The organism is Mycobacterium sp. HM-7 (genome assembly GCF_053852335.1).
In genome coordinates this window covers 2,078,602-2,104,301 of record NZ_CM132657.1, presented here as the reverse complement: position 1 = coordinate 2,104,301, position 25,700 = coordinate 2,078,602, and the positions used below count along the sequence as shown (strand labels likewise).

Sequence of the window (25,700 nt, the reverse complement as noted above, 5' to 3'; positions counted from 1 at the left end):
GCGCCGCCATCGAGGTCAGAGCGCGCCCGGCCCCTCCTCCAGCAACCGCCGGAAGCCGTCTTCGTCGAGGATCGGCACGCCGAGCTCAACGGCCTTGTCGTACTTGGATCCTGGCGCGTCCCCGGCCACCACGTAGGCGGTCTTCTTCGACACCGAACCGGCCGCCTTGCCGCCGCGGACCAGGATCGCCTCCTTGGCCTCGTCCCGCGAGAAGCCCGTCAGCGAGCCGGTCACCACGATCGACAGGCCCTCCAGGTTCCGCTCGATGCTTGCGTCGCGCTCGTCGGCCATCCGCACGCCCGCGGCCCGCCACTTGTCGACGATGGCGCGGTGCCAGTCGACGGTGAACCAGTCGATCACGGCGGCGGCGATGGTCGGTCCGACGCCCTCGACCGCAGCCAGCCGCTCCTCGGAGGCTTCGGTAATCGCTTGCAGATCACCGAATTCCGCGGCCAGCGCCCGGGCCGCCGTCGGGCCGACATGCCGGATGGACAGCGCCACCAGCACGCGCCACAGCGGCTGCTGCTTGGCCTTGCCGAGGTTGGCCAGCAGCCTGGCCCCGTTGGCCGAGAGCTCACCCTTCTGCGTCTTGAACAGGTTGGTGCGCAACAGTTCGTCGGCGGTGAGGTCGAAGACGTCACCCTCATCGGTGATCACGCCGGCGGCCAGCAGTGCGGTGGCCGCCTCGTAGCCGAGGCCCTCGATGTCGAAGGCACCGCGGCCCGCGACATGGAAAACGCGCTCGCGCAGCTGCGCGGGACACGACCGCGTGTTGGGACAACGGATGTCGGCGTCGCCCTCCTTCGACGGCGCCAGCGTGCTGCCGCACTCGGGACATGTTGCGGGCATGACGAATTCACGTTCGGTGCCGTCACGCAGGTCGACCACCGGGCCGAGCACCTCGGGGATGACGTCGCCGGCCTTGCGGATCACCACGGTGTCGCCGATCAGCACGCCCTTGCGCTTCACCTCGGTGGCGTTGTGCAGCGTCGCCAACCCCACCGTCGACCCAGCCACGGTGACGGGCTCCATGTAGGCGAACGGCGTGACCCGGCCGGTGCGCCCCACACTGACGCGGATGTCGAGCAGCTTGGTGGTGACTTCCTCGGGCGGGTACTTGTAGGCGATGGCCCAGCGGGGCGCCCGGCTGGTGGCACCGAGGCGCCGCTGCAGTGTGCGGTCGTCCAATTTGACCACCAGACCGTCGATTTCGTGATCGACGTCGTGGCGGTGTTCGCCCCAATACGCGACGCGTTCGGCCACCGCGGCGATGCCCGTGACCCGCGTGGTGTGGTCCGACACCGGCAGTCCCCAGGCCTTCAGCGCGCGATACGCGTCATGCAACGAGGCCGGCTCGAAGCCCTCGGTGAGGCCCAACCCATGGCAGATCATGTGCAGCCGGCGGCGCGCGGTGACGGCCGGATTCTTCTGCCGCAGCGAGCCCGCCGCGCTGTTACGCGGATTGGCGAACGGCGCCTTGCCTTCCTCGACGAGGCTGGCGTTGAGCGCGGCGAAATCCTCGATGCGGAAGTACACCTCGCCGCGGACCTCCAGCACGGCCGGCACCGGGAACTCGTCGGTGCCGGTCAGCTGCTCGGGGACGTCGGTGATGGTGCGGGCGTTGAGCGTGACGTCCTCGCCGGTGCGCCCGTCGCCGCGGGTGGCGCCGCGGACCAGCTTGCCGTCGCGGTACACCAGCGCCAACGCGACACCGTCGACCTTCAGCTCGCAGAGGTACTCGAGGTCGCTGCCCAACTCGTTGGTGAGCCGCGCCGCCCACGCGGTCAGCTCGTCGGTGTTGAACGCGTTGTCGAGCGACAGCATCCGCTCCAGGTGCTGCGCCTCGCCGAACTCGGTCGCGAACCCGGCGCCGCCGACGAGCTGCGTCGGCGAATCCGGTGTCCGCAGCTCGGGGTATGTCTCCTCGATCTGCTGCAGCTGCCCCAGCAGCTTGTCGAACTCACCGTCGGAGATGATCGGTGCGTCCTTGACGTAGTAGCGGAACTGGTGACCGCGAACCTCTTCGGCCAGTTCCTGCCATTGCCGGCGCACGTCGGGATCGGGTGAGCTCACTCGGTAAGGCTAGCGAAGGGGTCTGACGTCAGGCCGCGATGATCCCCGACGACGTCCCACATGCCACCAGGACCGTGCACGCAGCCACCGGAGCCGGATCCTCGGTACCGATCAGTGGCGGCAGCGGTGGGATGAAGATCGGCACGAGACTGGCGCCGGTGACCCCCGTCAGCCTGGCGACGATCTGCGCGACAGCGTTCGTCGCCGCATATGTCAGGTTGCCGACCAGCTGCACGGGCACCGTCATCGCCTGTGCCAGCGGGCTGATGACGAAGATGTGCTGCGCCGCGATCGACTCCAGTTGCGCCGTCACCGCATCGAACCCTTGGTTGAGGAAGTAGGGCACGGACGCGAAGACCGTCCGGACGCCGAGTTTCAGATCGGTGCCGATGTCGGGGTACCCGTACTTGCCGATCACCTCGAGCACCGCGGCTCGCAGCGCGGCGTCGTCGTCGATCGGTGTGACCGTGCTGCCCCCCAGGTTGGTGATGGAGACACCGTCGGTCTTGGACGCGGGCGTGCCGCCGAACAGCGTCACGACGGTCGGCGTGACGTCGACGATCTGATACTTCAGGTTGACGCCACCGGCAGTGAACAGATTCGGGTTGTTGGCGATGACGAAAGTCGATGTCTCATTGGGTGATTGGAAGCCGTGACCGAGGCCCTTGCCGGCCTGGTGACCGTGATCGGTGACGACGATGACCGTCCACTGCTCCCCGGTGGCGGTTTCCCAGTCATTGACCTGCTGCATGATCTCGCCGATGTTCTGGTCGACATTGCGCACCGCATCGGCGTACTGCTGGGACGCGCCACCGTAGTTGTGCCCGTTCTCGTCGACGCCGACGAAGTAGCTGAACACGAAGTTCGGCTTGTTCGGGTCGGCAGCGGCGATCGCCGCCTCTGTCGCGTCGCCGACGGCGTCGTCGGTGAGGGACCAGTCGGAGTCACCCGCGCTGTGCGAGATGTTCACGACGTGGTCGGCACCGACCGACCCTGATACGGCGATGGCCGAGATGACGTCCCAGTTCGCGATCGCAGTGGTCTGAATGCCGGGGTTGAAGGTCTCGAGCTGGTTGAACACCGTGGGCCATCTGTCGTAGACAGCCGGATTGAAGATGTTGTTGATGACACCGGTCTTCTCACCCCAGGCGCCCGTGAGGATGGCGGTCCACGACGGATTGCTGATCGTGGTGTGCCCGACGATGCTCGCCGGCGCCGTGGTGCCGCCCTGCATGAGCTGGAAAAAGTTCGCGTTGGCCGGGTCGGCCAGTACCCGGCTGAGGTTGGTGCCGTCGACGCCGATCACCAGGACGTTGGGCGTGGTGTCGGCGAGCGTCGAAACCGGCTGCGCCACTGTGGCACTGGCGGGTTTGAGCGTCTTGCGTTCCAGCTCGTCACGCAGCGCGGCCAGGGCGACCATCACCGATGTCGAGCTGAGCGGCGATACCGGCGCTTGAAGCGACCGCAGCGCCTTGGTGAGTTTGGCGATGGGAGCGGTGGATACCGCCGCCACCTTGACGGTCGGCTGTTCGGCGTCGGCTCGCGGCAGGGTGGTGACCGTGACCGTCGGAGCCGCGGCGGTCTTGACGGGCTTGGCCGGTTCACCGGCGGTCACGTGGGCTTCGCGTTTGAGGCTCGGGAAGCGCGGTTGGCTGATGCGCGGCGCAGGTTTGGCCTGTTCAGCCGTGTCCGGCTGGCCCGCGGCCACGGGCTTCTGGCGTTTCTTCTCCGGCTTGCCGGCCTGGTCCTTGCCGGCGGGCTTCGGCTTCGACTTGGCCGCCTTGCGCTGCTTCTTCGCCGGAGCGTCCGACGACGCGCCTGCCGGCTGGGCGGTCTGCGATGTGGTCGTCGCTCCCGCGGTGGTGTCGGCCCGGGCCGGACAGTCGCTCCACCCCGCGAGCGCGGTACCGATCCCCAGCGCGACCGCCAGTCCCCCGACCCGACCAATGCATCTTCCAGCTGTCATCCGGAATGTATAACGCGCGACAATTACCGGCCGCACAGGAATCGCCAACCTGATGCACAGCCATTCCGAAGGTTGGTCGGCCCCACCGCGCGCCGCGGCGGTTACCGTGGCAGTGTGCCGCACCCGATCATGTTCGACGATGACGATCCAGGCCTGGCGGAGCTGCGTGCGGTGGCGCTGAGCTTCCCCGAGGCCTTCGAGAAGGTGTCCTGGGGGCGCCCGGTGTTCTGCGCGCCGAAGATGTTCGCGATGTACGGCGGCAACTCGAAGGCGACGGGCGGGATGGTCGCATATCCGCATTCCGTGCTGGTCAAGGTCGAGGAGTCCGAACGGGCCGCGCTGCAGCAGGATTCACGCTTCTACTACCCCGCCTACCTGGGTCCGTCAGGCTGGCTCGGGCTCGACTTCACGGCGGCGAGGGTCGACTGGGACGAGGTCCGGGAGCTGCTGGACGCGTCGTTCCGGCTGATCGCGACGAAGCGACTGGTCAGGCTGCTCGATGCGCAATGAGATAGGCCTGCGGCGTGGATTCGGCTCCGTCGTCGTCGGGTTGCCGGATCATTTCGGCGTAGACACGAAAGCCGCTGTTCGACAACAGGTCTGCGACGAATTCCGGCCGGCGGCGGATGAACGTCAAGTTCACCTGTTCGCCGTCGAAGTCCGTCAGCACCCGCGGTTCATCACCGACCTGAAATGCCAGCAGCAGCACGCCGCCCGGGACCAGCGCCCGGTGGAACTCGGCGAAGACCCGGGGCAGATGCGTATCGGGCACATGGATGATCGAGTACCAGGCGCAGAGCCCGGCGGCGCTGCCGTCGGGCACCTCGAGCTCGAGCATCGAACCGACCCGAAACGGTAGACCGGGGTTGTGCTGCCGCGCCTGCTCGATCATGTTGGGAGACAGATCGATTCCGATGACGTCCAGGCCGGCAGCGGCGAGGGCGGCAGTCGCCACGCCCGTGCCGCAACCCACGTCCAGGACGCGGCCGCCGGGGTCAATGAGTTCGGCGAAGGCACCGATCATGGCGCGATCCACTGGCCGGTCGTCAAGGTGACGCTGAAAGCGGGCGACGTAGGGCGAGGCACTACGGTCATAGCCAGCACGGGTCAGCGTGACAAACTCGGGTTCCGTTACGGCATCGTCATGCACGCAAAATCCACCCCCGTCTCACGCCATTTCGTGACGATCCGATGTTAGTGGCCCGCCTGCGTACGTCGGCGCAGGAGCCAGAATCCGCCAAGGCCCAGCGCCGCATCCTCGACGACGGTCGCGATATTCCATACCCCTCGGCGATCGCCGCTGACAATCGCCCACAGCCGGACGACGGCCAACAGCAGCGCGGCCAACGACCAGGAGCCCACGAAAGCATCCCGATCCCGGCCCCGCGCATACACCACAAGCCCGTAGCCCAACCCGGCGTTGAGCGCACCGATCTCCCTTTGGTACCAACGATTTCGCTTCCACCCATAGTGGTCGGCGACCCTGTCGGGTGCGAGCAGGTGGCCGCCGAAGGCACCGACAGCCATGGCGAGTGCGCCAGTCCCGATAAGCCACTCGATTGAACCGAGGCGCGATTCCGGTCGTGGCCTGCCTTCAATCTTGAACATCGTTCCTCCTATTGACTGATTATCAGTCAGTCTGTAACAGTAGAGTGGGTCAGCCGGAATGGTCAACGCTCCGGCCCAATTCAGTCGGAGGACTCCATGACCGCGAACGGCCGAATGAACCTGCAGGACAAGCGAATAATTCTCACCGGCGCATCGAGCGGCATCGGGCGAGCGCTCGCCGAGGCCCTGGCGGCCGAGGGTGCGCTGCTCGTCGTGGCCGCCCGCCGCAAACCGTTGCTCGACGACCTGGCCACCGAGATCAACGACCGCGGCCAGGCCCGCCCCATCGTCATCACCGCCGACCTGTCCGAGCCCGGCGCGGCATCGGAGCTGGGCGCAGCGGCACTGGAGGCGTTCGGCGGGACCGCCGACATCCTGATCAACAATGCGGGCACCAATCTGACCGGAGCCCAGTCGCGCATCGCGGATGCACCCGAAGCACGTGCCGTTTTCGAAACCAACGTCTGGTCCCCCCTTGCGCTGACAGCTGCGGTGTTGCCCGCGATGCACGCCGCCGGCTCGGGCACCATCGTCAACGTCACCTCGACCGTGCAATCGGTGCCGTTACCACTTCTCGGCTACTACGCAGCATCGAAAGCCGCTCTGGCGCAGGCAACCCGGTCGCTTTGCCGCGAACTCGCCGAAACCCCGATCAACGTCATGGAGGTGGTACCCGGCGCCACCGACACCGCGCTTCGTGACATCGATGAGCTGCCATGGAAAACCACGCCGCCTCGCACACTGCCTCCCGTCGCCCCCACCGCGACCGCCAACGCCATCGTTCGCGCCCTCAAGCGCGGTGCCGAACGCGTCGTCTACCCGGCGTATTCGCTTGTCCCACTGGAGGTACCGGCGTTCGGACGCCTGGTCGCGACCATCGGCGGGCGGCGTGTCGACACGCTCGGGGCGATCACCGCGTCGTGAGGCAAAGTCGTGAGGCAAACAGGACCATTCGACTCTTCCGGAGAAGGGAAACCCAGGAAATGACACGTGCGGTGATCGCTGACCCGCTGATCCGAATCGGGACGTGGCTGGGCATCGCCCACGTCACCGTCGCGCTGGTCGCGCACTTCACGGTGCCACCACGCCTGGAAGAACCACTGGGGCTGGTCGCCGACCCGTGGTTCCGGCGCGAAACCGGCACCGTTAATGCCGGTTTCGCGTACGGCATGATCCGGATGCTGACCGGCCACCGGGATGCGACGTTCGTGCGGAGCACCGCCATCAGCGGGCTTCTGATGGCCGCGGTGCGCACCGTCGCCACGATGAAGGGTGACCGAACCGGCCCGCTGTCAGCCTTCGTGATCGCCAGCGACCTGCTGTTGGGCCTCGGCGGCTTGATCGTGGCCGGCCAGTTCGACCGCGAGGCGGTGCCGGCATGAATTCGCCCACGCCCCACACGGGGCTGCAGGTCGGCGCCGGCGACCTTGATCAGCTGCCGAGGTCAGGTGCACCGAACCGGTTGGCGCACATCGTATTCAAAACTCCGCGCCCCGCGGAGATGACCGACTGGTACACCACCGTTCTCGACGCCGTCGTGGTGTTCGCCGACAAACGGATCACGTTCCTGACCTACGACCAGGAACACCACCGGGTCGCCTTGATCAAAGTTCCTGGATTGCTGCGCTTCCCGGGAACGGTCTGGAAGCTGCATCGTAAGGTGTACGGCGTCGACCACGTCGCCTTCACCTACGACCGGCTCGACGAGCTTGTCGCAACGTACCGCCGTCTGGCTGATGCCGGTATCGCACCCGTGTGGTGTATCAACCATGGGCCCACCACGTCGATGTACTACGAGGACCCGGACGGAAATCGAGTCGAGCTGCAAGTCGACAACTTCGCCACCAATTCTGAACTGCTGCAGTGGTTGTCGAGCGGCGAGTTCGCCGAGAACCCCATCGGCGTCGAGTTCGACCCCGACGTACTCGGACGCCGGTTCGCGGCCGGTGTGCCCGCGACGACATTGGTCAAACGAGGGTCAGCGCCACCGGACGGCCGCCGAGCCCGCTCCGGACTGCGCACCCTGCGCTGGAAAACTCTCTGAGGAGGTCGACGATGCGTCTGGCCACTTTCTCCACCGATGACAAGTCGAGGCACGTTGGCGTCGTGATCGCCGACGAGATCGCCGATCTTACGGCTGTCGACACGGGTCCGATGAGCATGCTGGAACTGTTGGCGCGCGGGGATTGGCGCGAGTCGGTCACATCGCTGCTCAGCGCGGCGCCCCGAATTGCGCTGTCAGCGGTGGAACTGCACGCACCGATTCCCACCCCACCGAAGTTCATGGCGATCGGACTCAACGCACGTGACCATCGGAAGGACATCAACGCCCGGTGGCTGATGCGCGAGCCCAAACTCATCCTGCTCGCGGCCGGGTACCTACTGGCCCACCCCCGGCCAAAGCAGCCGTTCTTCTTCGCCAAGGCCACGTCGAGTGTTGTCGGCCCAACTGATCCGATCGTGTTGCCGGAGAACACCTCCCGCGTGGATTGGGAGGGTGAACTTGCGGTGGTGATCGGTGCCACCATCCATGACGTCGACCAGGAAACGGCAGGTAAGAGCATCGCCGGTTACCTAGTGGCCAACGATGTCTCGGTGCGCGACTGGCAGTTCGACAACCCGACGTCGGCAGCGCTCGCGAAGAGCTACCCGAGCCACGGTCCACTGGGACCATGGCTGGTCACGGTCGACCGCATCGATCCGGCCGACATGGAACTGCGTACCTACCTCAATGGCGAACTGCGGCAACGTGGCCGCATAGCCGACCTCATCTTGTCCCCCGCCGAGATCATCAGCCGGCTCAGTCGATTCTGCGTGCTGCAACCCGGCGATGTCATAGCGTGCGGCACCTTTGCCGGCACGGGATGGCCGGCGGGGCGATTCCTGCAGTCCGGCGACACCGTTCGCGTGGAGATCGACGGCATCGGACACCTCGACAACCCGGTGATCGCAAGCACACCGGCTAGCCTGCAGTAATGACCGCCGACAACGCCGCCGTAGCCACCGTCGACCGCAGGCAAGCGATCATCGACGCGGCACGTGCGCTGTTCGCGACTCGTCCCTACGACCAGGTGACCACCACTGAAATCGCCAAGAAGGCCGGGGTCGCCTACGGGCTCATCGCCCACCACTTCGAAAACAAGCGCGGCCTCTATCTCGCGGTGATGAGTCAGATCGCCGACGAGATCGCCGACGTCCAACTCTCGCCGCCGCCCCCGGGCTCATCGCTGGCCGACCGGTTACGCCATGCCCTGCGCCATCAGATCGCCTACATCGATACCCACGCCGACACGTTCATTCCCCTGATGCGCGGAGCGCTCGGCGCCGATCCTGAACATCAGGCCGCCATCGCCAACCTGCGTTGGCTTGGGGCACAACGAATTCTGCTCGCACTCGGCATCTCCGAACCGGTGCCGCCGGCCTTGCGCACCGCCATGCGTGGCTGGGTCGGATACCTCGACGAAATGATGATCGACCGCATCACCCACCAGGACACCGACGCGGAAACGCTCGTCGAACTCGCGACCGCGGCGCTGGCAAGCACCCTGCTCACCGTCACGGCGATCGAGCCCACAATCGCCTATCCCTCTGAGGCGCACCGCGAACTCGCCGCCCTGGTCGCGAATCAGACCACGGACTGACCGGGCGCCAGCACGCAGCCCGGACTCCGCGGCGCCATCAGTCCTCGCGGAATCCGGGCACCCACTTGTCGACGATCTCGGCATAGTTGATCGTCGCGTCGAGCTGCGCGGCGATACCGACCAGCCCGCCGAGCACCCGGAACATCATCAGGTAGTTGGGCGGCAGATTGAGTTGGCGGCCGGTCTTGAACGACGCGCTGAACTGCTCGCTCCGTAGATCGGTGGCCGTCGCGGCGATGCCCTGGAGCCATCGACGGCTGAAATGAAAACTCTCGTGGCGCAGCGGTTCGATGTACGGCAGCAAGTAAGCGTTGATCTCTTCGTGCGACACGGTCGCACCGGCGGGGATGAAGCCCTCCTCCTTGAGGTAGGCCGTCATCTCCTCCCACTTCTCGTCGCGTGCGAGCCGCAGGATCGGACCGGTCGCGCGCGGCAGGCCGCCCTCGTGGACCGCGACGGCACCGAAATCCATGACGCCGAACCGGCCGTCGTCGAGCAACATGAAATTGCCGGGATGGGTGTCGACATGTAGCAGCCCGCAGCGATAGGGCGCGCTGATGGTTACCTCGAGCAGCATGTGCGCGCACCGGTTGCGCTCGTCTTCGGTGCCGCTGGCGATGATCTCGGAGAGCTTGCGGCCCTCCATCCATTCGGTGATGACCACCTTGGGCGACGACGCTACGACCGCCGGGACGTAGAACTGCGGGTCCCCGGCAAAAGCCTTGGCAAAAGCACGCTGATAGTCCGCCTCGATGCGGTAGTTCAGTTCTTCCTCGGTGCGCTCGATGAGCTCGTCGATGATGCTCTTGACATCGGCACCCGGTACGACCTGCTTGAACAGCGTGGTGAGCATCCGCAGGGTCTTGAGGTCGGCGCGCACCGCCTCATCGGCACCCGGGTACTGCACTTTGACCGCAACCCGGCGGCCGTCACTCCACACCGCGCTGTGCACCTGACCGATGCTCGCGGAGGCGACGGGCGTGTCGTCGAACGACTGGAATCGCTCGCGCCACTTGGTGCCCAGCTGGCTGTCGAGCACGCGGTGCACCTTGTCCGCAGGCAGCGGCGGAGCGTCGCTCTGCAGCTTGGTCAGCGCTTCGCGATAGGGCTCCGCGAACGCCGGCGGAATGGCGGCCTCCATCACCGAAAGCGCTTGACCGAGTTTCATCGCGGCACCCTTGAGCTCCCCCAGCACCTGGAACAGCTGCTCAGCGGCCTTCTCGACCAGCTCGGCGTTGACGTCCTCTTTCGACTTGCCGGCCATGCGCTTGCCGACGCCCAGGACGGCGCGGCCCGCGATACCGGCGGGGAGGGATGCCAGCTTGGCGGCACGTCCGGTGCGGCCACGGCGGATTTCAGCCATGGCGTTGATCTTGTCTTTCTTAGCCGATCTTGACAACAACCCGCTACGAAACCGGGACAACCACCAGGTCGTGCGGCTGGTTGTTCATCGAGATGCAGCCATCCTCGGTCACCACCACGATGTCCTCGATGCGCGCACCCCACCGCCCCGCGAAATACACCCCGGGCTCGACGCTGAACGCCATGCCCGGCTCCAGCGTCAACGCGTTGCCGGCCACGATGTACGGCTCCTCGTGGACGGAAAGCCCGATGCCGTGGCCGGTGCGGTGCACGAATACGTCGGCCAGTCCTTCGGCGGCCAGCACGTCGCGCGCCGCGGCGTCGATCTGCTCGGCGGTCATCCCGGGCCGGACCGCGGCCACCGCGGCCGCCTGCGCCCGCTGCAATACCGAATACTGTTGCGCCACTGTCGGATCAGGCTCCCCGATGCTGTAGGTCCGGGTGCAGTCCGAGTTGTAGCCGGGCTCGACCGGCCCGCCGATGTCGACGACGACGATGTCACCGACCTGCAATTCGCGGTCGGAGCATTCGTGGTGCGGGTCCGCCCCGTTCGGCCCCGAGCCGACGATGATGAACGCCACCTCCGAATGTCCCTCAGCGACAATCGCTTCCGCGATATCGGCGGCCACATCAGCCTCCGTGCGGCCAGGGACCAGGAACTCGGGCACCCGGGCGTGCACGCGGTCGATGGCCGCGCCGGCCTTTGTCAGCGCGTCGATCTCGCTGGGGTCCTTGACCATTCGCAGCTGCCGCAGCACCTCGGTGGCCAGCACCGGCACCGCGCCGAGGACCGCTGCCAACGGCAGCAGATGCAATGCCGGCATGGCGTCCGTCACCGCCACCAGATTCCCGGACAGCGCCCCTGCAACCAGCGCGTAGGGGTCGTCGCCGTCGACCCAATCCTGCACCGCGAGGCCGAGTTCCAGGATCGCCGACTCCTTCAGCGAGGCCAGTTCCAGCCGTGGCACCACGACCGTCGGTGTCGAGCCGTCCGCGGGCACCACCAGCGCCGTCAGCCGCTCGAAGGTCTGCGCCCGTGACCCCACCAGATACCGGAGGTCGTAGCCGGGAGTGATGACCAGTCCGGCCAAGCCGGCCGCCTGGGCGGCGGCCGCAGCCGAGCGCAGACGCGCGGCATAGACGTCGGTGTTGAATCGGCCTGAGCTCATGGCAATAGGCTAGTGCGATGCCGATCGACATCCGCGACAGGCGGGCTCCCGCATGAACGAGCCCAGCATGAACCAGCCGATCCTGCTCCTCGACGGCGCCAGCATGTGGTTCCGGTCGTTCTTCGGGGTGCCGTCCTCGATCACCGCGCCGGACGGCCGGCCCGTCAACGCGGTTCGCGGCTTCATCGACAACATCGCCGCCCTGGTCACGCAGCACCGTCCCGGCCGTCTGGTGGTGTGCCTGGACCTCGACTGGCGACCGCAGTGGCGCGTCGACCTGATCCCGTCCTACAAGGCGCACCGCGTGCTCGAAGAACACCCGGACGGCGAACCCGATGTCGAGGAAGTGCCCGACGAGCTGACGCCCCAGGTCGACATGATCATGGAACTGCTCGACGCGTTCGGCATCGCCACGGCGGGCGCCGCGGGCTTCGAGGCCGACGACGTCCTGGGGACGCTGGCCACGCGGGAACAGGCCGACCCCGCGATCGTGGTCAGCGGCGACCGCGACCTGCTGCAGCTCGCGAGCGATGACGGGCCGGGAATCAGGGTGTTCTATATCGGCCGCGGGCTGGCCAAGGCGGTGCTCTACGGGCCCGCCGAGGTCGCCGAGACCTACGGCGTGCCGCTTGATCGCGCCGGCGCCGCCTATGCCGAACTCGCGCTGATGCGTGGCGACGCGTCCGACGGCCTGCCGGGCGTTGCCGGCATCGGCGAGAAGACGGCGTCGACCCTGCTGCAGACCTACGGTTCACTGGCCGCGATCGAGGCCGCAGCCCAGGACCCCACATCGAAAATGGCTGCGGCGCAACGGAAGAAGTTGCTGGCTGCCGCCGACTACATCACCGCTGCACTACCGGTCGTCCTGGTCGCGACCGATGCGCCGGTGTCCCTGTCGACCGAGTCTGACGCCCTGCCGCTCGCCGCCCGCGACCCGCAGCGGGTGGCCGAATTGGCCGGCAAGTACGGCGTCACCAATTCGGTCGCGCGACTGCAGAAAGCGCTCGACCGGCTCTGACACACGACCCGACGTAAATGTCCCCGGCACGCTCGGCGTGTCGGGGACATTTACGTCGGGTAGGCAGAGACCGCTACTTGGGGCGGCCGACCTCGTAGGTGCCCTTGTCGTCCTTGAAAGTGACCTTGACGGTGCGCTTGGTGCCGTCGATGTTGACGTCGCAGTCGAACGTCTGCCCGGACTTGACCTCAGGATCGGTGCCGTTGTTGCACTTGACGTCCTTGACGTTCTTGGCGCCGTAGCCGTTGGTCTCGTCGGTCAGAATCTTCTGCACTCCGGACTGCGCGGCGTTGATGTCGAGCTTGGTGGTGACGAAGAAGCCCGGCCACAGGAACCCGAGCACGCCGACCACCGCGACGATGACCACGGCCACGACCCCACCGATGAGCAGCAGCGTCTTGCTGCTGGCCTTCTTGGCGGCCGGTGCGCCGAACTGCTGATCGAACTGCTGACCCGCGGCGCCCTCGCCGAACTGGGGCTGACCGTATTGGCCCGGCTGGCCGTACTGGGGCTGACCGTACTGTCCCGGCTGGCCGTACTGCGGCTGGCCGTAGGCGCCTGGCTGCTGGTACCCCTGCTGCGGGTAACCCGGGTACTGCTGCTGCGGGTAGCCCGGAGTCTGCTGAGCGCCGGGCTGCGCGGCACCAGGCTGAACCGCCGGGTACTGCTGCTGATATTGCTCCGGGTTGTAGGCCGGCTGCTGCCCCCACGCCGGGGCGGCAGTGGTCGGCTGCTGCTCAGCGCCTGGCGCCGGCTGCCCCCAAGCGGGCTGCTGACCCTGCCACTGCTGTGACGGGTCAGTTCCCTCTGGACCGCTCATCGTCTCTCCTCGGTGCTCTCCCCTACCCGGACGTCAGCGACTCCGGGCTGCTGGTCAACCACACTACCGTTGCATCCGTTCATGGATGACCTGCACAGTCTTCCGCGGGGCGCGTGTCTGGACATCGGCTGACGAACCACCCCGCGTTTGTTCCAGCCGGAAGCATCGGTCGGCCTTAGTCTCGCGGTATGACGGACCAAATCCGGCTCGGCAACGCCATCTTGACCCGTATCGCGGAAACCCAGGTACAAATCCCCACGACACTGTGGTCGTCGACGCCGCCGGAGGCCTGGCACGCCGAGGCCGACCTGCTCGCACCGCGGTTCTGGAATCCCGAGACCGACCTGTTCCGGATCGCGATCCAGAGCTGGGTGCTGCAGGTCGACGGGCTGACCATCGTCATCGACACCGGCGCGGGCAACGACCGGCACCGGCCGCACATGCTGCCGCTGGATCACCTCGACACGCCGTTCCTCGACAACATGCGGGCGGCCGGCATCGACCCGCTGGACGTCGACGTCGTGCTCAACACACACCTGCACACCGACCATGTCGGCTGGAACACCCAACTGGTCGACGACGCCTGGACGGCTACTTTCCCCAACGCCCGGTACCTGATGCCCGAGGCCGACTACCGGTTCTTCGCGCCCGACAACCCCGACACCACCGAAGAGATGCGAACGGTGTTCGAGGACAGCATCATCCCGGTGGCCGACCAGACCGAGCAGTTCTCCGGCGACCACCAATTGAGCGACTCGGTGTGGCTGCGGCCGGCCCCCGGCCACACGCCGGGCTCGTCGGTGCTGTGGCTGGATGCCGGCAAGCCGGCCGTGTTCGTCGGCGACCTGACGCACTGCCCGATCCAGATTCCCCGCCCGGATGATCCGTGCGCGTTCGACGTCAACGCGGCCGAGGCGACCGTGACCCGCAAGCGGGTGTTCACCGAGGCATCGCGACGAAGGGCTGCGGTGATCCCGGCGCACTATGCCGGACACGGCGGCGCGACGATCGTGGCGCGCGGCGACCGGTTCATGGTCGACGACTGGCTGGATCTGAGCCTGGCCTGAGCCGGCGGCGGGTCACATGCTGTCGATGGCGACGACACCGCGGCACACGGCACCGATGGCCCGCTTGGCTGTGACGCGCAATTGCGGCGACGGCGCGGCGAGCCGTACCTGGTCCAGCAGATCCAGCACCTGACGGCACCAACGTACGAAATCACCTGCAGGCAAAGCATTTCCGTTGCCGTTGTCGGACATCAGCAGCGCCGCCGTCAGGTCGCCGTAGGTGGCCCAGCTGTACATCGCGGCCGCGAACCCGGCGTCCGGTTCGCGGCTGAACGGCAGCCGGTGCCGGCGCTCGTCGCCCCGGATGTCGGTCCACAACCTGCGGGTCTTCGCCAGCGCCCGACGCACCTCGTCGGTGACCTGCTCGGAGCCCGGCGGCACCGTCGGGCCGTCGCCGCGCGATTCGAACAGCACCGCCGACACGACCGCGGCCAACTCGGCCGGATTCAGGCTGTCCCACACCCCGCCGCGCAGACACTCGGCGACCAGAAGGTCGCTCTCGCTGTAGATCCGGGCCAGGAGCCGTCCGTCGTCGGTCACCGCCGGCTCGCCGTCGGCACCTTCGATGAAGCCGCGTTCGCTGAGCAGCGACACGATGCGGTCGAATGTGCGGGCCAGCGAGTTGGTGGCCGCGGCGACCTTCTGCTGGGTCTGGTCGTTGTCGCGTTCGATGCGTAGATACCGTTCGGCGGCACGCACTTTGGCTTCGCGGTCGGGCAACTGATGCGCGGGGTGCCGACGCATCTGCTCACGTAGACCGGCCAGCTCCGGGTCGATATCCGGGGTCGCCTCGGCGGAACCGCGACTGCGCCGCACCGACGGCACGTCCAGGCTGTCGGCCGCCCGCAGCAGCGCCAGTGCCAGATCACGGCGCACCTTGGGTTGCCGGTGCTCCACCCGCTTGGGCAGAGACATGCTGCCCAGCCGCTGCGACGTCCCTGCGTAGTCGGCGGCGGAAATCCTTCCCGCCCAACGATGTTCGGTCAGCACGAGCGGCCGCGGATCGTCGGCGTCGAAAGCCTCCTCCAGCACCACGGCCAGTCCGCTGCGACGGCCCATGCCGATGGCGATGACGTCACCGCGCTTCAGCGCGGCCAACGCGTCGGCGATGCCCTTGCGCCGCGTCAGGCGGCCGGCGCGGGACTGCGCCCGCTCCCGTTCGGTGATGGCCGCCCGCAGCCGGGCGTACTCCAGCACCGAGTTCCAATCGCCACCCTGCGCTGAATCCGAACTTCCGCGTTGCTCGGCTGCAATCTCGGCGAGCATCCGCTCGCCGCGCTTGATGCCGCGCACCAGCCCGGTGACCGACCGGTCGGCCTGATACTGCGCGAACGACTGCTCGAGCAGTCGGTGTGCCGCGGCCGGCGTCATGTGCTGCACCAGGTTGATGGTCATGTTGTACGACGGCGCGAAGGAACTGCGCAGCGGGAACGTTCGGGTCGAGGCCAGGCCGGCGACCTGCGCCGGGTCGGCCATCTCGTCGGTGGCGTGCCACAGCACGACGGCGTGGCCCTCGACGTCGATGCCGCGGCGCCCGGCGCGGCCGGTCAGCTGGGTGTATTCCCCCGGCGTCAATGGGGCGTGCTGCTCGCCGTTGTACTTGACCAGCCGTTCCAGCACGACGGTGCGGGCCGGCATGTTGATGCCCAAAGCCAGTGTCTCCGTGGCGAACACGGCTTTGACCAGACCGGCGGTGAACAGTTCCTCGACGGTGTGCCGAAATACCGGCAGCAGGCCGGCGTGGTGGGCGGCCAGGCCGCGCAACAGGCCTTCGCGCCATTCGTGATAGTCGAGCACCACCAGATCGGACTCGGCCAGATCAGCGCAGCGCCGGTCGACGATCTCGGCGATCCGGTCGCGTTCGGCCTTGTTGGTCAGGCGCACCGCCGACCGCAGGCACTGCTTGACCGCGGCGTCGCACCCGGCGCGGGAGAACACGAACGTGATGGCCGGCAGCAGGCCGGCCTGATCCAGCGTGCCGATGACATCGGGCCGGCTCGGCGGCCGGTACATGGCAGGTCGGCCCCGATGCCCATCGCGGCCGCGCCCGCGAGGCTGCCAGTCCATCAGCCGGTCTGCTTCGCGACGATGCGCGATGTGCCGCAACAACTCCGGGTCGACGCGCGCCTTACCCTTGCCGGGGGCGGCGCCCTTGGACAGGTCGAACAGGTCGAAGAGCCGCTTGCCCACCAGCATGTGCTGCCACAACGGCACCGGGCGGTGCTCGTCGACGACGACGGTCGTGTCACCACGAACGGTCTGGATCCAGCCGCCGAACTCCTCGGCGTTGCTCACCGTCGCCGACAGGCTGACCAGCCGGACCTCGTCGGGCAGGTGCAGGATCACTTCCTCCCACACCGCGCCGCGCATGCGGTCGGCCAGGAAGTGCACCTCGTCCATCACGACGTACGACAGGCCGTGCAGCGCATGGGAATCGGCGTACAGCATGTTGCGCAGCACTTCGGTGGTCATCACCACGATGTCGGCGTCGCCGTTGATCGCCTGGTCGCCGGTGAGCAGACCGATGCGTTCGGGGCCGTACCGGGCCACCAGGTCGTTGTGTTTCTGGTTGCTCAGCGCCTTGATGGGTGTGGTGTAGAAGCACTTCCGCCCGGCGGCCAGCGCCAGATGCACCGCGAATTCGCCGACGACGGTCTTGCCGGCACCGGTCGGGGCGCACACCAGGACGCCGCGACCGTTCTCGAGCGCCACGCAGGCCTTGGTCTGAAAGTCGTCGAGGGTGAACGACAGGCCCGCGGCGAAGTCGCGCAGCTGAAGGCCCGGCTCGACCGGACTCACCTGCTGCGGCTCAGGTTGCGTCGTCATCGATGGTCAGGTGTGTAGGTACAGCAGAGGGCGCGGCAATGGGTTCCGGTTCGTCGATGGGCGCGGCCTCGTCGTCGGGCACGGCCTCTGCCTCGAGGCGGGCCTTGCGCCGGTCGTGGAGCCGGGCCACCTGAATGGACAGCTCCAGCAGCACGGTCAACGCGAGGGACAGCGCCAGCATCGAGAACGGGTCCGACCCGGGTGTCACGAACGCGGCGAACACGAACAGGCCGAAGATCAGTCCGCGGCGCCAGGCCTTGAGCTTCTCGTAGGTGAGCACCCCGACCAGGTTCAGCATGATGATCAGCAGCGGGAACTCGAAGCTGATGCCGAATACGACCAGCAGGTTGATCAGGAAGCCGAAGTACTGGTCACCCGACAGCGCGGTGATCTGCACATCACTGCCGACGGTCAGCAGGAACGACAGCGCCGTCGACAGCACGACGTACGCCATGACCGCGCCCGAGACGAACAGCACCGCGCCGACACCGACGAACAGCGACGCGAACCGGCGTTCCTTCTTGTACAGGCCGGGGGTGATGAACGCCCAGATCTGGTAGAGCCACACCGGGCAGGCCAGGACGACGCCCGCCGCCATGCCGACCTTGAGGCGCAGCATGAACTGGTCGAACGGCGCCGTCGCGAGCAGCCGGCACGCGCCGTCGGGGGCGATCGACGCACGTGACGAGGCGGGCAGCGAACAGTACGGGCCGCGGAGCCAGTCGCCGAGGCTCGGTAGGCCGAAGAAACTGTGCTCGTACCAGAGGAAGCCGACGACCGTGGTCAACAGGATCGCGATCACCGCGATCAGCAGACGGGTTCGCAGCTCCTCGAGATGGTCGACGAGCGACATGGTGCCGTCGGGATTGACCCGCGACCGTCGACGGCGCGGGTCGAGCTTTCGGAAGATTCCAGTTACTGGCACGTGAGTGTGAAAGACGCCGACCGCCGCGTGCGCTGGGCCCGCGGCGGGATCACGGCAAAGGTCAGGCCGGGTGCTTGTCCGCGGCGTCCGGTGCCGCCTGCGGTGCAGGCGCCGGGTTCTCGACGCGCTCGGCAGTGATCGGGCGCGGCCCCGGTTGCCCGGCCTGCTGCTCGGAACCCTCCGACTGCATCTCCTTCAACTCGGACTTGAAGATGCGCATCGACTTACCAAGCGAACGCGCGGCGTCCGGCAGCTTCTTCGCGCCGAAGAGCAGCACGAACACCGCGATGACGATCAACCAGTGCCACGGTTGCAAACCGCCCAATTTGGGTCACCTCCAGAAGTTGAGGCCGAGTCTACTCGCCAAGGCCGGGTTCATACGCCGCCAGCGCCGCCACCGCGGACTCGCGCACCCGCTCGGCGAGCGCCGGCGGGTCCAGGACCCGCACGGCCGAACCGAAACCGAGGACGAAACGGGCCATCCACTCGGTCGACGCGTAGCTCATGGTGGCTTCCCAGCTGCCGTCGGGAATCTCGCGCTGCACCGCCAGCGGGTAGTAGTCGAACATCCACGCCGCCGAGGCGTCGATCAGCAGAGTCGCCACCGGGAGTGTCGGGTCCGCGGTCTCGGCCGAGAACAGCGATGTGTCCGGTCCGGCTTGGACGGCCGGCGCCGGTGGTGCGGCCGGTTCGTCCAGGGCGGTCGCGTCGACAACGCGGTCGAAGCGGAACAGCCGCACACCCTCGGCGGTGCGGCACCATGCCTCGAGGTAGCTGTGGTCGCCGATCAGGGCCACCCGGATCGGGTCGACGACACGCTGCGAGACGGTGTCATGTGAAGCGGAGTGGTACTCGAGCGACAACGCCCGCTTGTCGCGGACCGCGGCCCGCACCGTCGCGGTCGCCTTGTTCTCGACATCGCCGGTGACGTCCGGGGCCGGCACCGCTGCCGCGGTCGCGCCGGCGGTCCCGGCGGCGGCCTCGATCTTGGCGATCACGCTGCGGGTCACGTCGGGATCGACCACCCCGGGTACGTCGACCAGGGCGCGCAGGGCCATCAGCACGCCGGTGGCCTCCGGCGAGGTGAGCCGCAGCGCGCGGTCCATGCCGGCCGAGAAGATCACCTCGATGGTGTCGCCCTCGAAGTCGAGGTCGATCAGTTCCCCGGGACCGCCGCCGGGCAGCCCGCAGACGAACAGCTGCCAGAGATCGGCTTCCAACTGCTTCCGGGTCACGCCGAGATCGGCAGCGGCCTTCGTGTGGCTGACCCGCGGATTGGCCTGGAAGTACGGGACCATGTTCAACAGTCGCACGAGGCGGGTGGACACGTTGCTCATGCGCGATCCGCCTGTGCCCGCAACCGACCGATCACATTGTCCCGCAAAGATTTCGGTTCCAGAACGACGGCGTCGGCACCGTAACCGGCGACCTCCCGAGCCAGCCGGTCGACCATGCCGATGTCGATGACGATCTCGTCGCCACTACGCCCGCCACGCGCGCTGGGTGCCATGCTGACGGCCTGCCGGCGCAACGCCGTCGCCCGCCCCTCGGCCACCCAGACCCGCGCCTGCTCGCCGGCCGGCCACTCGGCCACCGCGCGGTGCACGATGTCCCGCAGGTTGACACCGTCGGGCCGGGTGACGGCGCGGTCGGGCCCCACCGCGCGCACCTCACCGGCGATCCGAGACACCCGGAAGGTGCGCGCGTCGTCGCGGTCCCGGTCATGACCGACGACGTACCACCTGCCGCGATAGGTGACCACACCCCAGGGTTCCAGGGTCCGGTCGACGTAGGGCGAGCTGCGGTTGGGTCGATGCGCGAACTGCACGGCACGGCCGGAATCGATGGCGGACAACAGGATTCCCAACGCCTCCTCGGAACCGCGCAGCCCCTGGGTGGTGCCGGTGGTGATCGCGACGCCGGCGTCGGGCGCGTCGACGTCCACGCCCGCGGCCCGCAGCTTGAGCAGCGCGCTCTGCGTGGCGGTGACCATCTCCTGCGACTCCCAGAGCTGGGTGGCGATCGCGACCACGGCCCGTTCGTCGCCCGTCAGCTCGACCGGCGGCAGCTCGTAGGCGGTGCGATTGATGCGGTACCCGTCGTTGACATCCATCATCGAGGCGCGCCCGGTCTCGAGCGGAATGCCGAGATCGCGCAGCTCGTTCTTGTCCCGCTCGAACATCCGGGAGAACGCCTCATCGGTCGGCGGGTCCTGATAGCCGGTGACGTTGGCCCGGATCTGCTCCGCCGACAGGTAACTACGGGTGGACAGGAGCGCAATGACGAGGTTCATCAACCGCTCAACCTTGGACGTCGCCACGTCCAACAGAGTAAGTGGTCAGCGTGGGTTGCCCGGCATGGGCGCGCCCGCCGCAAACTTGGCGGCACCGCTCACATGCTGGCGATCAGCCGGTTCACCCGCTCGTCGACCGACCGGAACGGATCCTTGCAGAGCACCGTGCGCTGCGCTTGATCGTTGAGCTTGAGGTGCACCCAGTCGACGGTGAAGTCGCGCCCGGCTTCTTGTGCGGCCGTGATGAATTCGCCACGCAGCTTGGCCCGGGTGGTTTGGGGCGGGGTGTTGACCGCCGCGTCGATCTCCTCGTCGGTGGTGATCCGGGCAGCCAATCCCTTGCGCTGCAACAGATCGAACACACCGCGACCGCGCTTGATGTCGTGGTACGCCAGATCGAGCTGGGCGATCTTCGGGTCGGACAGCTCCATGCTGTAACGATCCTGGTAGCGCTGGAACAACTTCCGCTTGATCACCCAGTCGATCTCGGTGTCGACCTTGGCGAAGTCCTGGCTCTCGACGGCGTCGAGCTGGCGGCCCCACAGGTCGACAACCTGCTCGAGCTGCACGTTGGGCTCGCGGGTCTGCAGGTAGTCGACGGCACGCGAATGGTATTCACGCTGGATGTCCAGCGCCGAGGCCTGCCGGCCGCCGGCCAGGCGCACGGCGCGCCGACCGGTCAGGTCGTGGCTGACCTCGCGGATCGCCCGAATCGGATTGTCCAGTGAGAAGTCCCGGAACGGGACGCCCGCTTCGATCATCTCGAGCACCAGCGAGGCGCTGCCCACCTTGAGCATGGTGGTGGACTCGCACATGTTGGAGTCGCCGACGATGACGTGCAGCCGGCGGTACTTCTCCGCATCGGCGTGCGGTTCGTCACGGGTGTTGATGATGGGCCGGGACCGGGTCGTGGCGCTGGAGACGCCCTCCCAGATGTGCTCGGCGCGCTGGCTCAGGCAGAACGTCGCGGCTTTCGGGGTCTGCAGCACCTTGCCGGCGCCGCAGATCAACTGCCGGGTGACGAGGAAGGGCAGCAGCACGTCGGAGATCCGGGAGAACTCGCCCGCCCGCACGATCAGGTAGTTCTCGTGGCACCCGTAGGAGTTACCGGCCGAGTCGGTGTTGTTCTTGAACAGGTAGATGTCGCCGCCGATGCCTTCGTCGGCGAGCCGCTGTTCGGCGTCGACCAGCAGGTCTTCCAGGACGCGCTCGCCGGCCCGGTCGTGGGTGACCAGCTGCGCGAGGTTGTCGCATTCGGCGGTCGCATACTCGGGGTGGCTGCCCACGTCGAGGTACAGACGTGCACCGTTCCGCAGGAAGACGTTCGAACTGCGGCCCCACGACACCACTCGCCGGAACAGATAACGCGCCACCTCGTCAGGGCTGAGTCGGCGGTGACCGTGAAAAGTGCAGGTCACGCCAAATTCGGTCTCGATTCCCATGATCCGTCGCTGCACATAATCGAGCTTACGGGTTGCGATTACGTATGGGTGCGCAACGGGCGGCGCGTCATCCGGCGATCCCAGCGGCCTGCCGGGCGGCTCGGACGAAAGCCGCCTTGGTGGTGTCGATTCCGTCGAGATATCCGCCGACCAGCGCGGCGTCGCGCAGCAACACCAGAGATGCGGCGACCTGCTCGGGGCTCTCCCGCCCGGCAGCGGCCTCCTGCAGCGCGCCGCGAAACCAGCTGCGGTGCTGTGCGATGAGCTGGCGCACCGGGCTGTCGGACGCCGGGTATTCGGCAGCGGCGTTGATGAACGGGCAACCCCGCGTGTGGTACCTGGCGATGTCCTCGGCGATGCCGTCGATCACCAACTCCAGCATGTCGGTGTCGGGACCGGCCTGCGCCCCGGCGTCGGCGAAGTAGCCGCGGATCGTCGCGTCTTCGAGAGCCAGATACGCCTCGACGAGGCCTTCTTTGCCCGTGAAGTGGCGGTACATGGTGGCACGCGTGACGCCCGCTTCGGCGAGTATCCGGTCAACACCGACCGCGTGGATTCCCTCGCGGTAGAACAGCTCCGCGGCGGTACGCAGCAGACGTTCGCGGGGTCCGGATACCGCAGCGGTGGTCATGTCGCCACGGTACTCCGCACGGAAGAACGTTCTTTCTCGTTGCGGGAACAGATCGGCGCTGTCACCGGTTATCCAGACAGAACGACCGTTCTTTCTACTGAAGGAGACCGCAATGTCCGTCATCACCGCCCGCGAGCAGGCCGAAATCGACCGCGCGAACGCCTCCGCCGCGCAACCCGTCGTGTTCGTGCACGGCCTGTGGTTGCTTCCGAACAGCTGGAACGACTGGCGCGCCTACTTCGAGGAGCAGGGTTTCGTCACGCTGGCGCCGGGATGGCCGGATGATCCGGCGACCACCGCGGAAGCTCGCCGTGACCCGTCGGTCTTCGCGCACAAGAGCGTCGGCGACGTCACCGAGCACTACGCCGACGTGATCCGCGCGCTCGATCGCAAACCGATCGTCATCGGGCACTCCTTCGGTGGCCTGATCACCCAGAAGCTCGCCGGCCTGGGCCTGACCGAGACCGCGGTCGCCATCGACCCCGCGCCGTTCCGTGGCGTCCTGCCACTGCCACTGTCGGCCCTGCGCGCCGCCTTCCCGGTGCTCGGCAACCCGCTCAACCGCGGACGGGCGATCGCACTGACCCCCAAGCAGTTCCGCTTCGCGTTCGCCAACGCGGTGCCCGAGGACGAGGCGAACCGGCTGTATGACGAGTACTCGGTCGCCGGCTCCGGTGTGCCGCTGTTCCAGGCCGCACTGGCCAACTTCAACCCGGGCACCCAGGCCAAGGTCGACACCAGGAACCCCGACCGCGGACCGCTGCTGATCATCTCGGGCGAGAAGGACAACACCGTTCCCCCGGCGATCGCCAACGCCTCCTACAAGCAGTACAAGAAGAACCCGAACGTCACAGAGATCGTCGAACTCCCCGGTCGCGGCCACTCGCTGGTCATCGATGGCGGATGGAAAGAGGTCGCCGACACCGCGCTGAACTTCGTCCGCCGCTTCTGATTCCAACGCGCTCCGTCCGCCGCACACCTGGTGTGCGGCGGACGGAGCGTACGCGCGTGGGAAACAGAAGCTCGATCAGAACGACGTGTCCAGACCGCCCGCGCTCTGGTTGGCCTCGTCGTGGTTCGAGAAGTGTTCGCCAAGCACGTAGGACGAGTGCGGGTCCGTGCCATTGGGCACCAGCGGGTTGGTGTCGGCACTGGCGATCGGCGCCAGCAGCAGGGCTCCGGCGATACCGGCGACCGCCAGTCCGGGGGCGATGAGCTTCAGCGGGTTCTTCATGGTCGGCTCTTTCTGTCGAAGTGGTCGTCCGATTTCGGACTGACTTCAGCATTGCGTCTGACCAGGAAAAAGTCGTTCCCGCAGGCCTCAGTTCGGCATTCCAGCTAGCCGGTAGACGACTTTGGACGCCAGCCCTGACGACGCACCGGTCCCCGACCACCACGCTGAAACCCGTCGGCCCGAGGGGTCGGCCCACTGCGATTGACGCCAGGACGGAGCCACATCTTGATCAATCGACGGACGATTCTCGGCGGAGCCGGCGCAGTCGGCATCGCCGCTCTTGCCGGTGCCGGTGCCGACCGCGCGTTCTCATCGCCCGCGCCCTCGTCGCCCATGCCGCACAACAACACTCAGGACACCACCATGACTGATGACGCCGCCCGTTTCGGCAATCCCCGCATTCCCGCCGAGCTCGACACCGCACAACCGCACATGTTCCACCTCGGCGCCCTGCCCCGAACCCAGTTCGAAGGTGGGACGCTGCGCCAGGCGTACGAAGGGAATTGGCCGATCCTGATGGGTCAAGAGGCCAGCGTGGTCATGGTCACGCTGGAACCCGGCGGCATCCGCGAACCACACTGGCACCCCAGTGCCTGGGAGATCAACGTGATCACCCGTGGCGTGGCGACGTGGACCCTGCTCGACCCGCTGGGCCATTCCGAACACTTCGAAGCCAATGTCGGCGACGTGGTGTTCGCTCCCCAGGGCTCGCTGCACTACTTCGAGAACAAGGGCACCGAGGAACTCGGTCTGCTCATCGTCTTCAACGCCAGCACCGAAGAAGGCAAGGACGACATCGGCATCGGCGCATCGATCAGCAAGCTGCCGCCCGACGTGCTCAGCGTCGTGTTCGGTGTTCCCGCAGAAACTTTCACGAAGTTCAAGAAGATCGACCAGTCGCTGACGATCATCAAACGGCCCAGCTGATCCGGCCCGCGGCTCAGGCCAACGACAGGAACAGCTTCTCCAGCTCGGCTTCGGTCATCGGGGCACGACCCTCCTCGGCGTTCCCGGCCAGGCATTCACGCAGCCCGGTGGCGACGATCTTGAACCCGGCGCGGTCGAGCGCCTTCGATACCGCCGCGAGCTGCGTGACGACGTCCTTACACTCCCGGCCCTGCTCGATCATCGAGATGACCCCGGCCAACTGCCCCTGCGCCCGACGCAACCGGGCCAGAACTGCGGCCATGGCCTCTTCATCACCGACCATGTCGCACCTACCTTTCGTTGGTTCACCCCGAACCGCTATACCCCTCAGGGTATCAGCGGCCGGCCGGTGCTTACCTCCAGAACTTCAAGCGGGACGGTCGATCGGATTTGGGATGGCCGTCGCACCACTGGCCGGCTGGCACAGCGGCCTTGACGGCGTCCACATGCATTCCGCAGCCTGACCAGGTGGTCTTGCCGCACTGCGAGCAACGCTTTGCGTGGCACATGATTCGCTCCCTTCAGTGGCCGCGCGGACCGTCGACCCGGTGAGTGATGTTGCACTCCTTGGCCGTTCAACCCGACCAGGCTCTCCGCCCCGGCCCATACCCTTCCTTCATAGCATGCCCCCTGGGGTATACGTCAAGGAACTCGTGTGGCATCTCACGACTTCATCTATACCCTAGGGGGTATGGTAC

26 protein-coding genes are annotated in these 25,700 nt (G+C 67.1%); 10 read left to right on the top strand and 16 right to left on the bottom strand.

Going from position 1 to position 25,700, the window contains the following annotated elements; translation table 11 throughout:
- Positions 1-15 precede the first annotated feature (15 nt).
- Positions 16-2,073, bottom strand: a complete 2,058-nt coding sequence (gene ligA, locus ACWW1C_RS10085; protein ID WP_455983300.1) for an NAD-dependent DNA ligase LigA — start codon at positions 2,071-2,073, stop codon at positions 16-18.
- 28 nt (positions 2,074-2,101) lie between these two features.
- Positions 2,102-4,039 carry an alkaline phosphatase family protein gene (locus tag ACWW1C_RS10080; protein ID WP_455983299.1) on the bottom strand — a complete coding sequence of 646 codons (1,938 nt, stop codon included), beginning with the start codon at positions 4,037-4,039 and terminating at the stop codon, positions 2,102-2,104.
- A gap of 114 nt (positions 4,040-4,153) precedes the next feature.
- Between ACWW1C_RS10080 and ACWW1C_RS10075 the strand changes: the two genes are divergently transcribed.
- Complete coding sequence (locus tag ACWW1C_RS10075; protein WP_455983298.1) at positions 4,154-4,549, top strand: MmcQ/YjbR family DNA-binding protein; 396 nt, start codon at positions 4,154-4,156, stop codon at positions 4,547-4,549.
- Here ACWW1C_RS10075 and ACWW1C_RS10070 read toward each other — a convergent pair.
- On the bottom strand, positions 4,527-5,063 hold the full coding sequence (locus ACWW1C_RS10070) for a class I SAM-dependent DNA methyltransferase (RefSeq protein ID WP_455983297.1): 537 nt from the start codon (positions 5,061-5,063) through the stop codon (positions 4,527-4,529). The genes ACWW1C_RS10075 and ACWW1C_RS10070 overlap by 23 nt on opposite strands.
- A 170-nt stretch (positions 5,064-5,233) precedes the next feature.
- Positions 5,234-5,566 carry a hypothetical protein gene (locus ACWW1C_RS10065; RefSeq protein ID WP_455983296.1) on the bottom strand — a complete coding sequence of 111 codons (333 nt, stop codon included), beginning with the start codon at positions 5,564-5,566 and terminating at the stop codon, positions 5,234-5,236.
- Positions 5,567-5,743: 177 nt separating this feature from the next.
- Here ACWW1C_RS10065 and ACWW1C_RS10060 point away from each other — a divergent pair, with 177 nt between their 5' ends.
- Genes ACWW1C_RS10060 through ACWW1C_RS10040 form a run of 5 tightly spaced genes read left to right on the top strand, consistent with a single transcriptional unit; the run spans position 5,744 to position 9,288 of the window.
- Complete coding sequence (locus ACWW1C_RS10060; RefSeq protein WP_455983295.1) at positions 5,744-6,571, top strand: SDR family NAD(P)-dependent oxidoreductase; 828 nt, start codon at positions 5,744-5,746, stop codon at positions 6,569-6,571.
- Positions 6,572-6,630: 59 nt separating this feature from the next.
- The gene (locus ACWW1C_RS10055) at positions 6,631-7,029 is read left to right on the top strand and encodes a hypothetical protein (protein ID WP_455983294.1); all 399 of its coding nucleotides are present in this window, start codon (positions 6,631-6,633) and stop codon (positions 7,027-7,029) included.
- The gene (locus ACWW1C_RS10050) at positions 7,026-7,691 is read left to right on the top strand and encodes a VOC family protein (protein ID WP_455983293.1); all 666 of its coding nucleotides are present in this window, start codon (positions 7,026-7,028) and stop codon (positions 7,689-7,691) included. Before ACWW1C_RS10055 ends, ACWW1C_RS10050 begins: the two co-directional genes overlap by 4 nt.
- Before the next feature lie 11 nt (positions 7,692-7,702).
- Positions 7,703-8,623, top strand: a complete 921-nt coding sequence (locus ACWW1C_RS10045; protein WP_455983292.1) for a fumarylacetoacetate hydrolase family protein — start codon at positions 7,703-7,705, stop codon at positions 8,621-8,623.
- The gene (locus tag ACWW1C_RS10040; protein WP_455983291.1) at positions 8,623-9,288 is read left to right on the top strand and encodes a TetR/AcrR family transcriptional regulator; all 666 of its coding nucleotides are present in this window, start codon (positions 8,623-8,625) and stop codon (positions 9,286-9,288) included. The genes ACWW1C_RS10045 and ACWW1C_RS10040 overlap by 1 nt, the downstream gene beginning before the upstream one ends.
- 37 nt (positions 9,289-9,325) lie before the next feature.
- Here ACWW1C_RS10040 and ACWW1C_RS10035 read toward each other — a convergent pair whose 3' ends face one another.
- Together ACWW1C_RS10035 and ACWW1C_RS10030 are read right to left on the bottom strand one after the other, a co-directional pair.
- Entirely contained in the window at positions 9,326-10,651 is a 1,326-nt protein-coding gene (locus ACWW1C_RS10035; RefSeq protein WP_455983290.1) for an ABC1 kinase family protein, read from the bottom strand.
- A 43-nt stretch (positions 10,652-10,694) separates the two neighbouring features.
- Positions 10,695-11,819 carry a M24 family metallopeptidase gene (locus ACWW1C_RS10030; RefSeq protein ID WP_455983289.1) on the bottom strand — a complete coding sequence of 375 codons (1,125 nt, stop codon included), beginning with the start codon at positions 11,817-11,819 and terminating at the stop codon, positions 10,695-10,697.
- A 67-nt stretch (positions 11,820-11,886) separates the two neighbouring features.
- Between ACWW1C_RS10030 and ACWW1C_RS10025 the strand changes: the two genes are divergently transcribed.
- A complete protein-coding gene (locus ACWW1C_RS10025) occupies positions 11,887-12,837 on the top strand; it encodes a 5'-3' exonuclease (protein WP_455983288.1) in 951 nt (316 codons plus the stop codon).
- 73 nt (positions 12,838-12,910) lie between these two features.
- Here the strand turns inward: ACWW1C_RS10025 and ACWW1C_RS10020 are convergent, their stop codons facing one another.
- Positions 12,911-13,657, bottom strand: a complete 747-nt coding sequence (locus ACWW1C_RS10020) for a DUF4333 domain-containing protein (RefSeq protein ID WP_455983287.1) — start codon at positions 13,655-13,657, stop codon at positions 12,911-12,913.
- A 188-nt stretch (positions 13,658-13,845) separates the two neighbouring features.
- Here ACWW1C_RS10020 and ACWW1C_RS10015 point away from each other — a divergent pair, with 188 nt between their 5' ends.
- The gene (locus tag ACWW1C_RS10015) at positions 13,846-14,724 is read left to right on the top strand and encodes an MBL fold metallo-hydrolase (RefSeq protein WP_455983286.1); all 879 of its coding nucleotides are present in this window, start codon (positions 13,846-13,848) and stop codon (positions 14,722-14,724) included.
- A gap of 12 nt (positions 14,725-14,736) precedes the next feature.
- Here the strand turns inward: ACWW1C_RS10015 and ACWW1C_RS10010 are convergent, their stop codons facing one another.
- From ACWW1C_RS10010 to ACWW1C_RS09980, 7 genes are all read right to left on the bottom strand, one after another.
- Positions 14,737-17,550 carry a DEAD/DEAH box helicase gene (locus tag ACWW1C_RS10010; protein WP_455983285.1) on the bottom strand — a complete coding sequence of 938 codons (2,814 nt, stop codon included), beginning with the start codon at positions 17,548-17,550 and terminating at the stop codon, positions 14,737-14,739.
- Complete coding sequence (gene tatC, locus ACWW1C_RS10005; RefSeq protein ID WP_455983284.1) at positions 17,534-18,475, bottom strand: twin-arginine translocase subunit TatC; 942 nt, start codon at positions 18,473-18,475, stop codon at positions 17,534-17,536. Before tatC ends, ACWW1C_RS10010 begins: the two co-directional genes overlap by 17 nt.
- A 61-nt stretch (positions 18,476-18,536) precedes the next feature.
- Positions 18,537-18,800 (bottom strand): Sec-independent protein translocase subunit TatA, encoded by a 264-nt coding sequence (gene tatA / locus ACWW1C_RS10000; RefSeq protein ID WP_455983283.1) that lies wholly within the window; start codon positions 18,798-18,800, stop codon positions 18,537-18,539.
- 31 nt (positions 18,801-18,831) lie between these two features.
- Positions 18,832-19,812: a helix-turn-helix transcriptional regulator gene (locus ACWW1C_RS09995; protein ID WP_455983282.1), complete on the bottom strand. Its 981-nt coding sequence runs from the start codon at positions 19,810-19,812 to the stop codon at positions 18,832-18,834.
- Positions 19,809-20,795, bottom strand: coding sequence for a helix-turn-helix transcriptional regulator (locus ACWW1C_RS09990; RefSeq protein ID WP_455983281.1), 987 nt, complete (start codon positions 20,793-20,795; stop codon positions 19,809-19,811). Before ACWW1C_RS09990 ends, ACWW1C_RS09995 begins: the two co-directional genes overlap by 4 nt.
- Positions 20,796-20,866: 71 nt before the next feature.
- Positions 20,867-22,225, bottom strand: coding sequence for a Pup--protein ligase (gene pafA, locus ACWW1C_RS09985; protein ID WP_029105057.1), 1,359 nt, complete (start codon positions 22,223-22,225; stop codon positions 20,867-20,869).
- Between the two features lie 52 nt (positions 22,226-22,277).
- Complete coding sequence (locus tag ACWW1C_RS09980; RefSeq protein WP_455983280.1) at positions 22,278-22,841, bottom strand: TetR/AcrR family transcriptional regulator; 564 nt, start codon at positions 22,839-22,841, stop codon at positions 22,278-22,280.
- A 112-nt stretch (positions 22,842-22,953) separates the two neighbouring features.
- On the opposite strand from ACWW1C_RS09980, the gene ACWW1C_RS09975 reads away from it, so the two are divergent.
- The gene (locus ACWW1C_RS09975) at positions 22,954-23,793 is read left to right on the top strand and encodes an alpha/beta hydrolase (protein ID WP_455983279.1); all 840 of its coding nucleotides are present in this window, start codon (positions 22,954-22,956) and stop codon (positions 23,791-23,793) included.
- Between the two features lie 75 nt (positions 23,794-23,868).
- Here the strand turns inward: ACWW1C_RS09975 and ACWW1C_RS09970 are convergent, their stop codons facing one another.
- The gene (locus tag ACWW1C_RS09970; protein WP_455983278.1) at positions 23,869-24,075 is read right to left on the bottom strand and encodes a hypothetical protein; all 207 of its coding nucleotides are present in this window, start codon (positions 24,073-24,075) and stop codon (positions 23,869-23,871) included.
- A gap of 222 nt (positions 24,076-24,297) precedes the next feature.
- Between ACWW1C_RS09970 and ACWW1C_RS09965 the strand changes: the two genes are divergently transcribed.
- The gene (locus ACWW1C_RS09965; protein WP_455984221.1) at positions 24,298-25,002 is read left to right on the top strand and encodes a cupin domain-containing protein; all 705 of its coding nucleotides are present in this window, start codon (positions 24,298-24,300) and stop codon (positions 25,000-25,002) included.
- Positions 25,003-25,015: 13 nt separating this feature from the next.
- Here the strand turns inward: ACWW1C_RS09965 and ACWW1C_RS09960 are convergent, their stop codons facing one another.
- A complete protein-coding gene (locus tag ACWW1C_RS09960; protein WP_455983277.1) occupies positions 25,016-25,285 on the bottom strand; it encodes a metal-sensitive transcriptional regulator in 270 nt (89 codons plus the stop codon).
- Between the last annotated feature and the right edge of the window lie 415 nt (positions 25,286-25,700).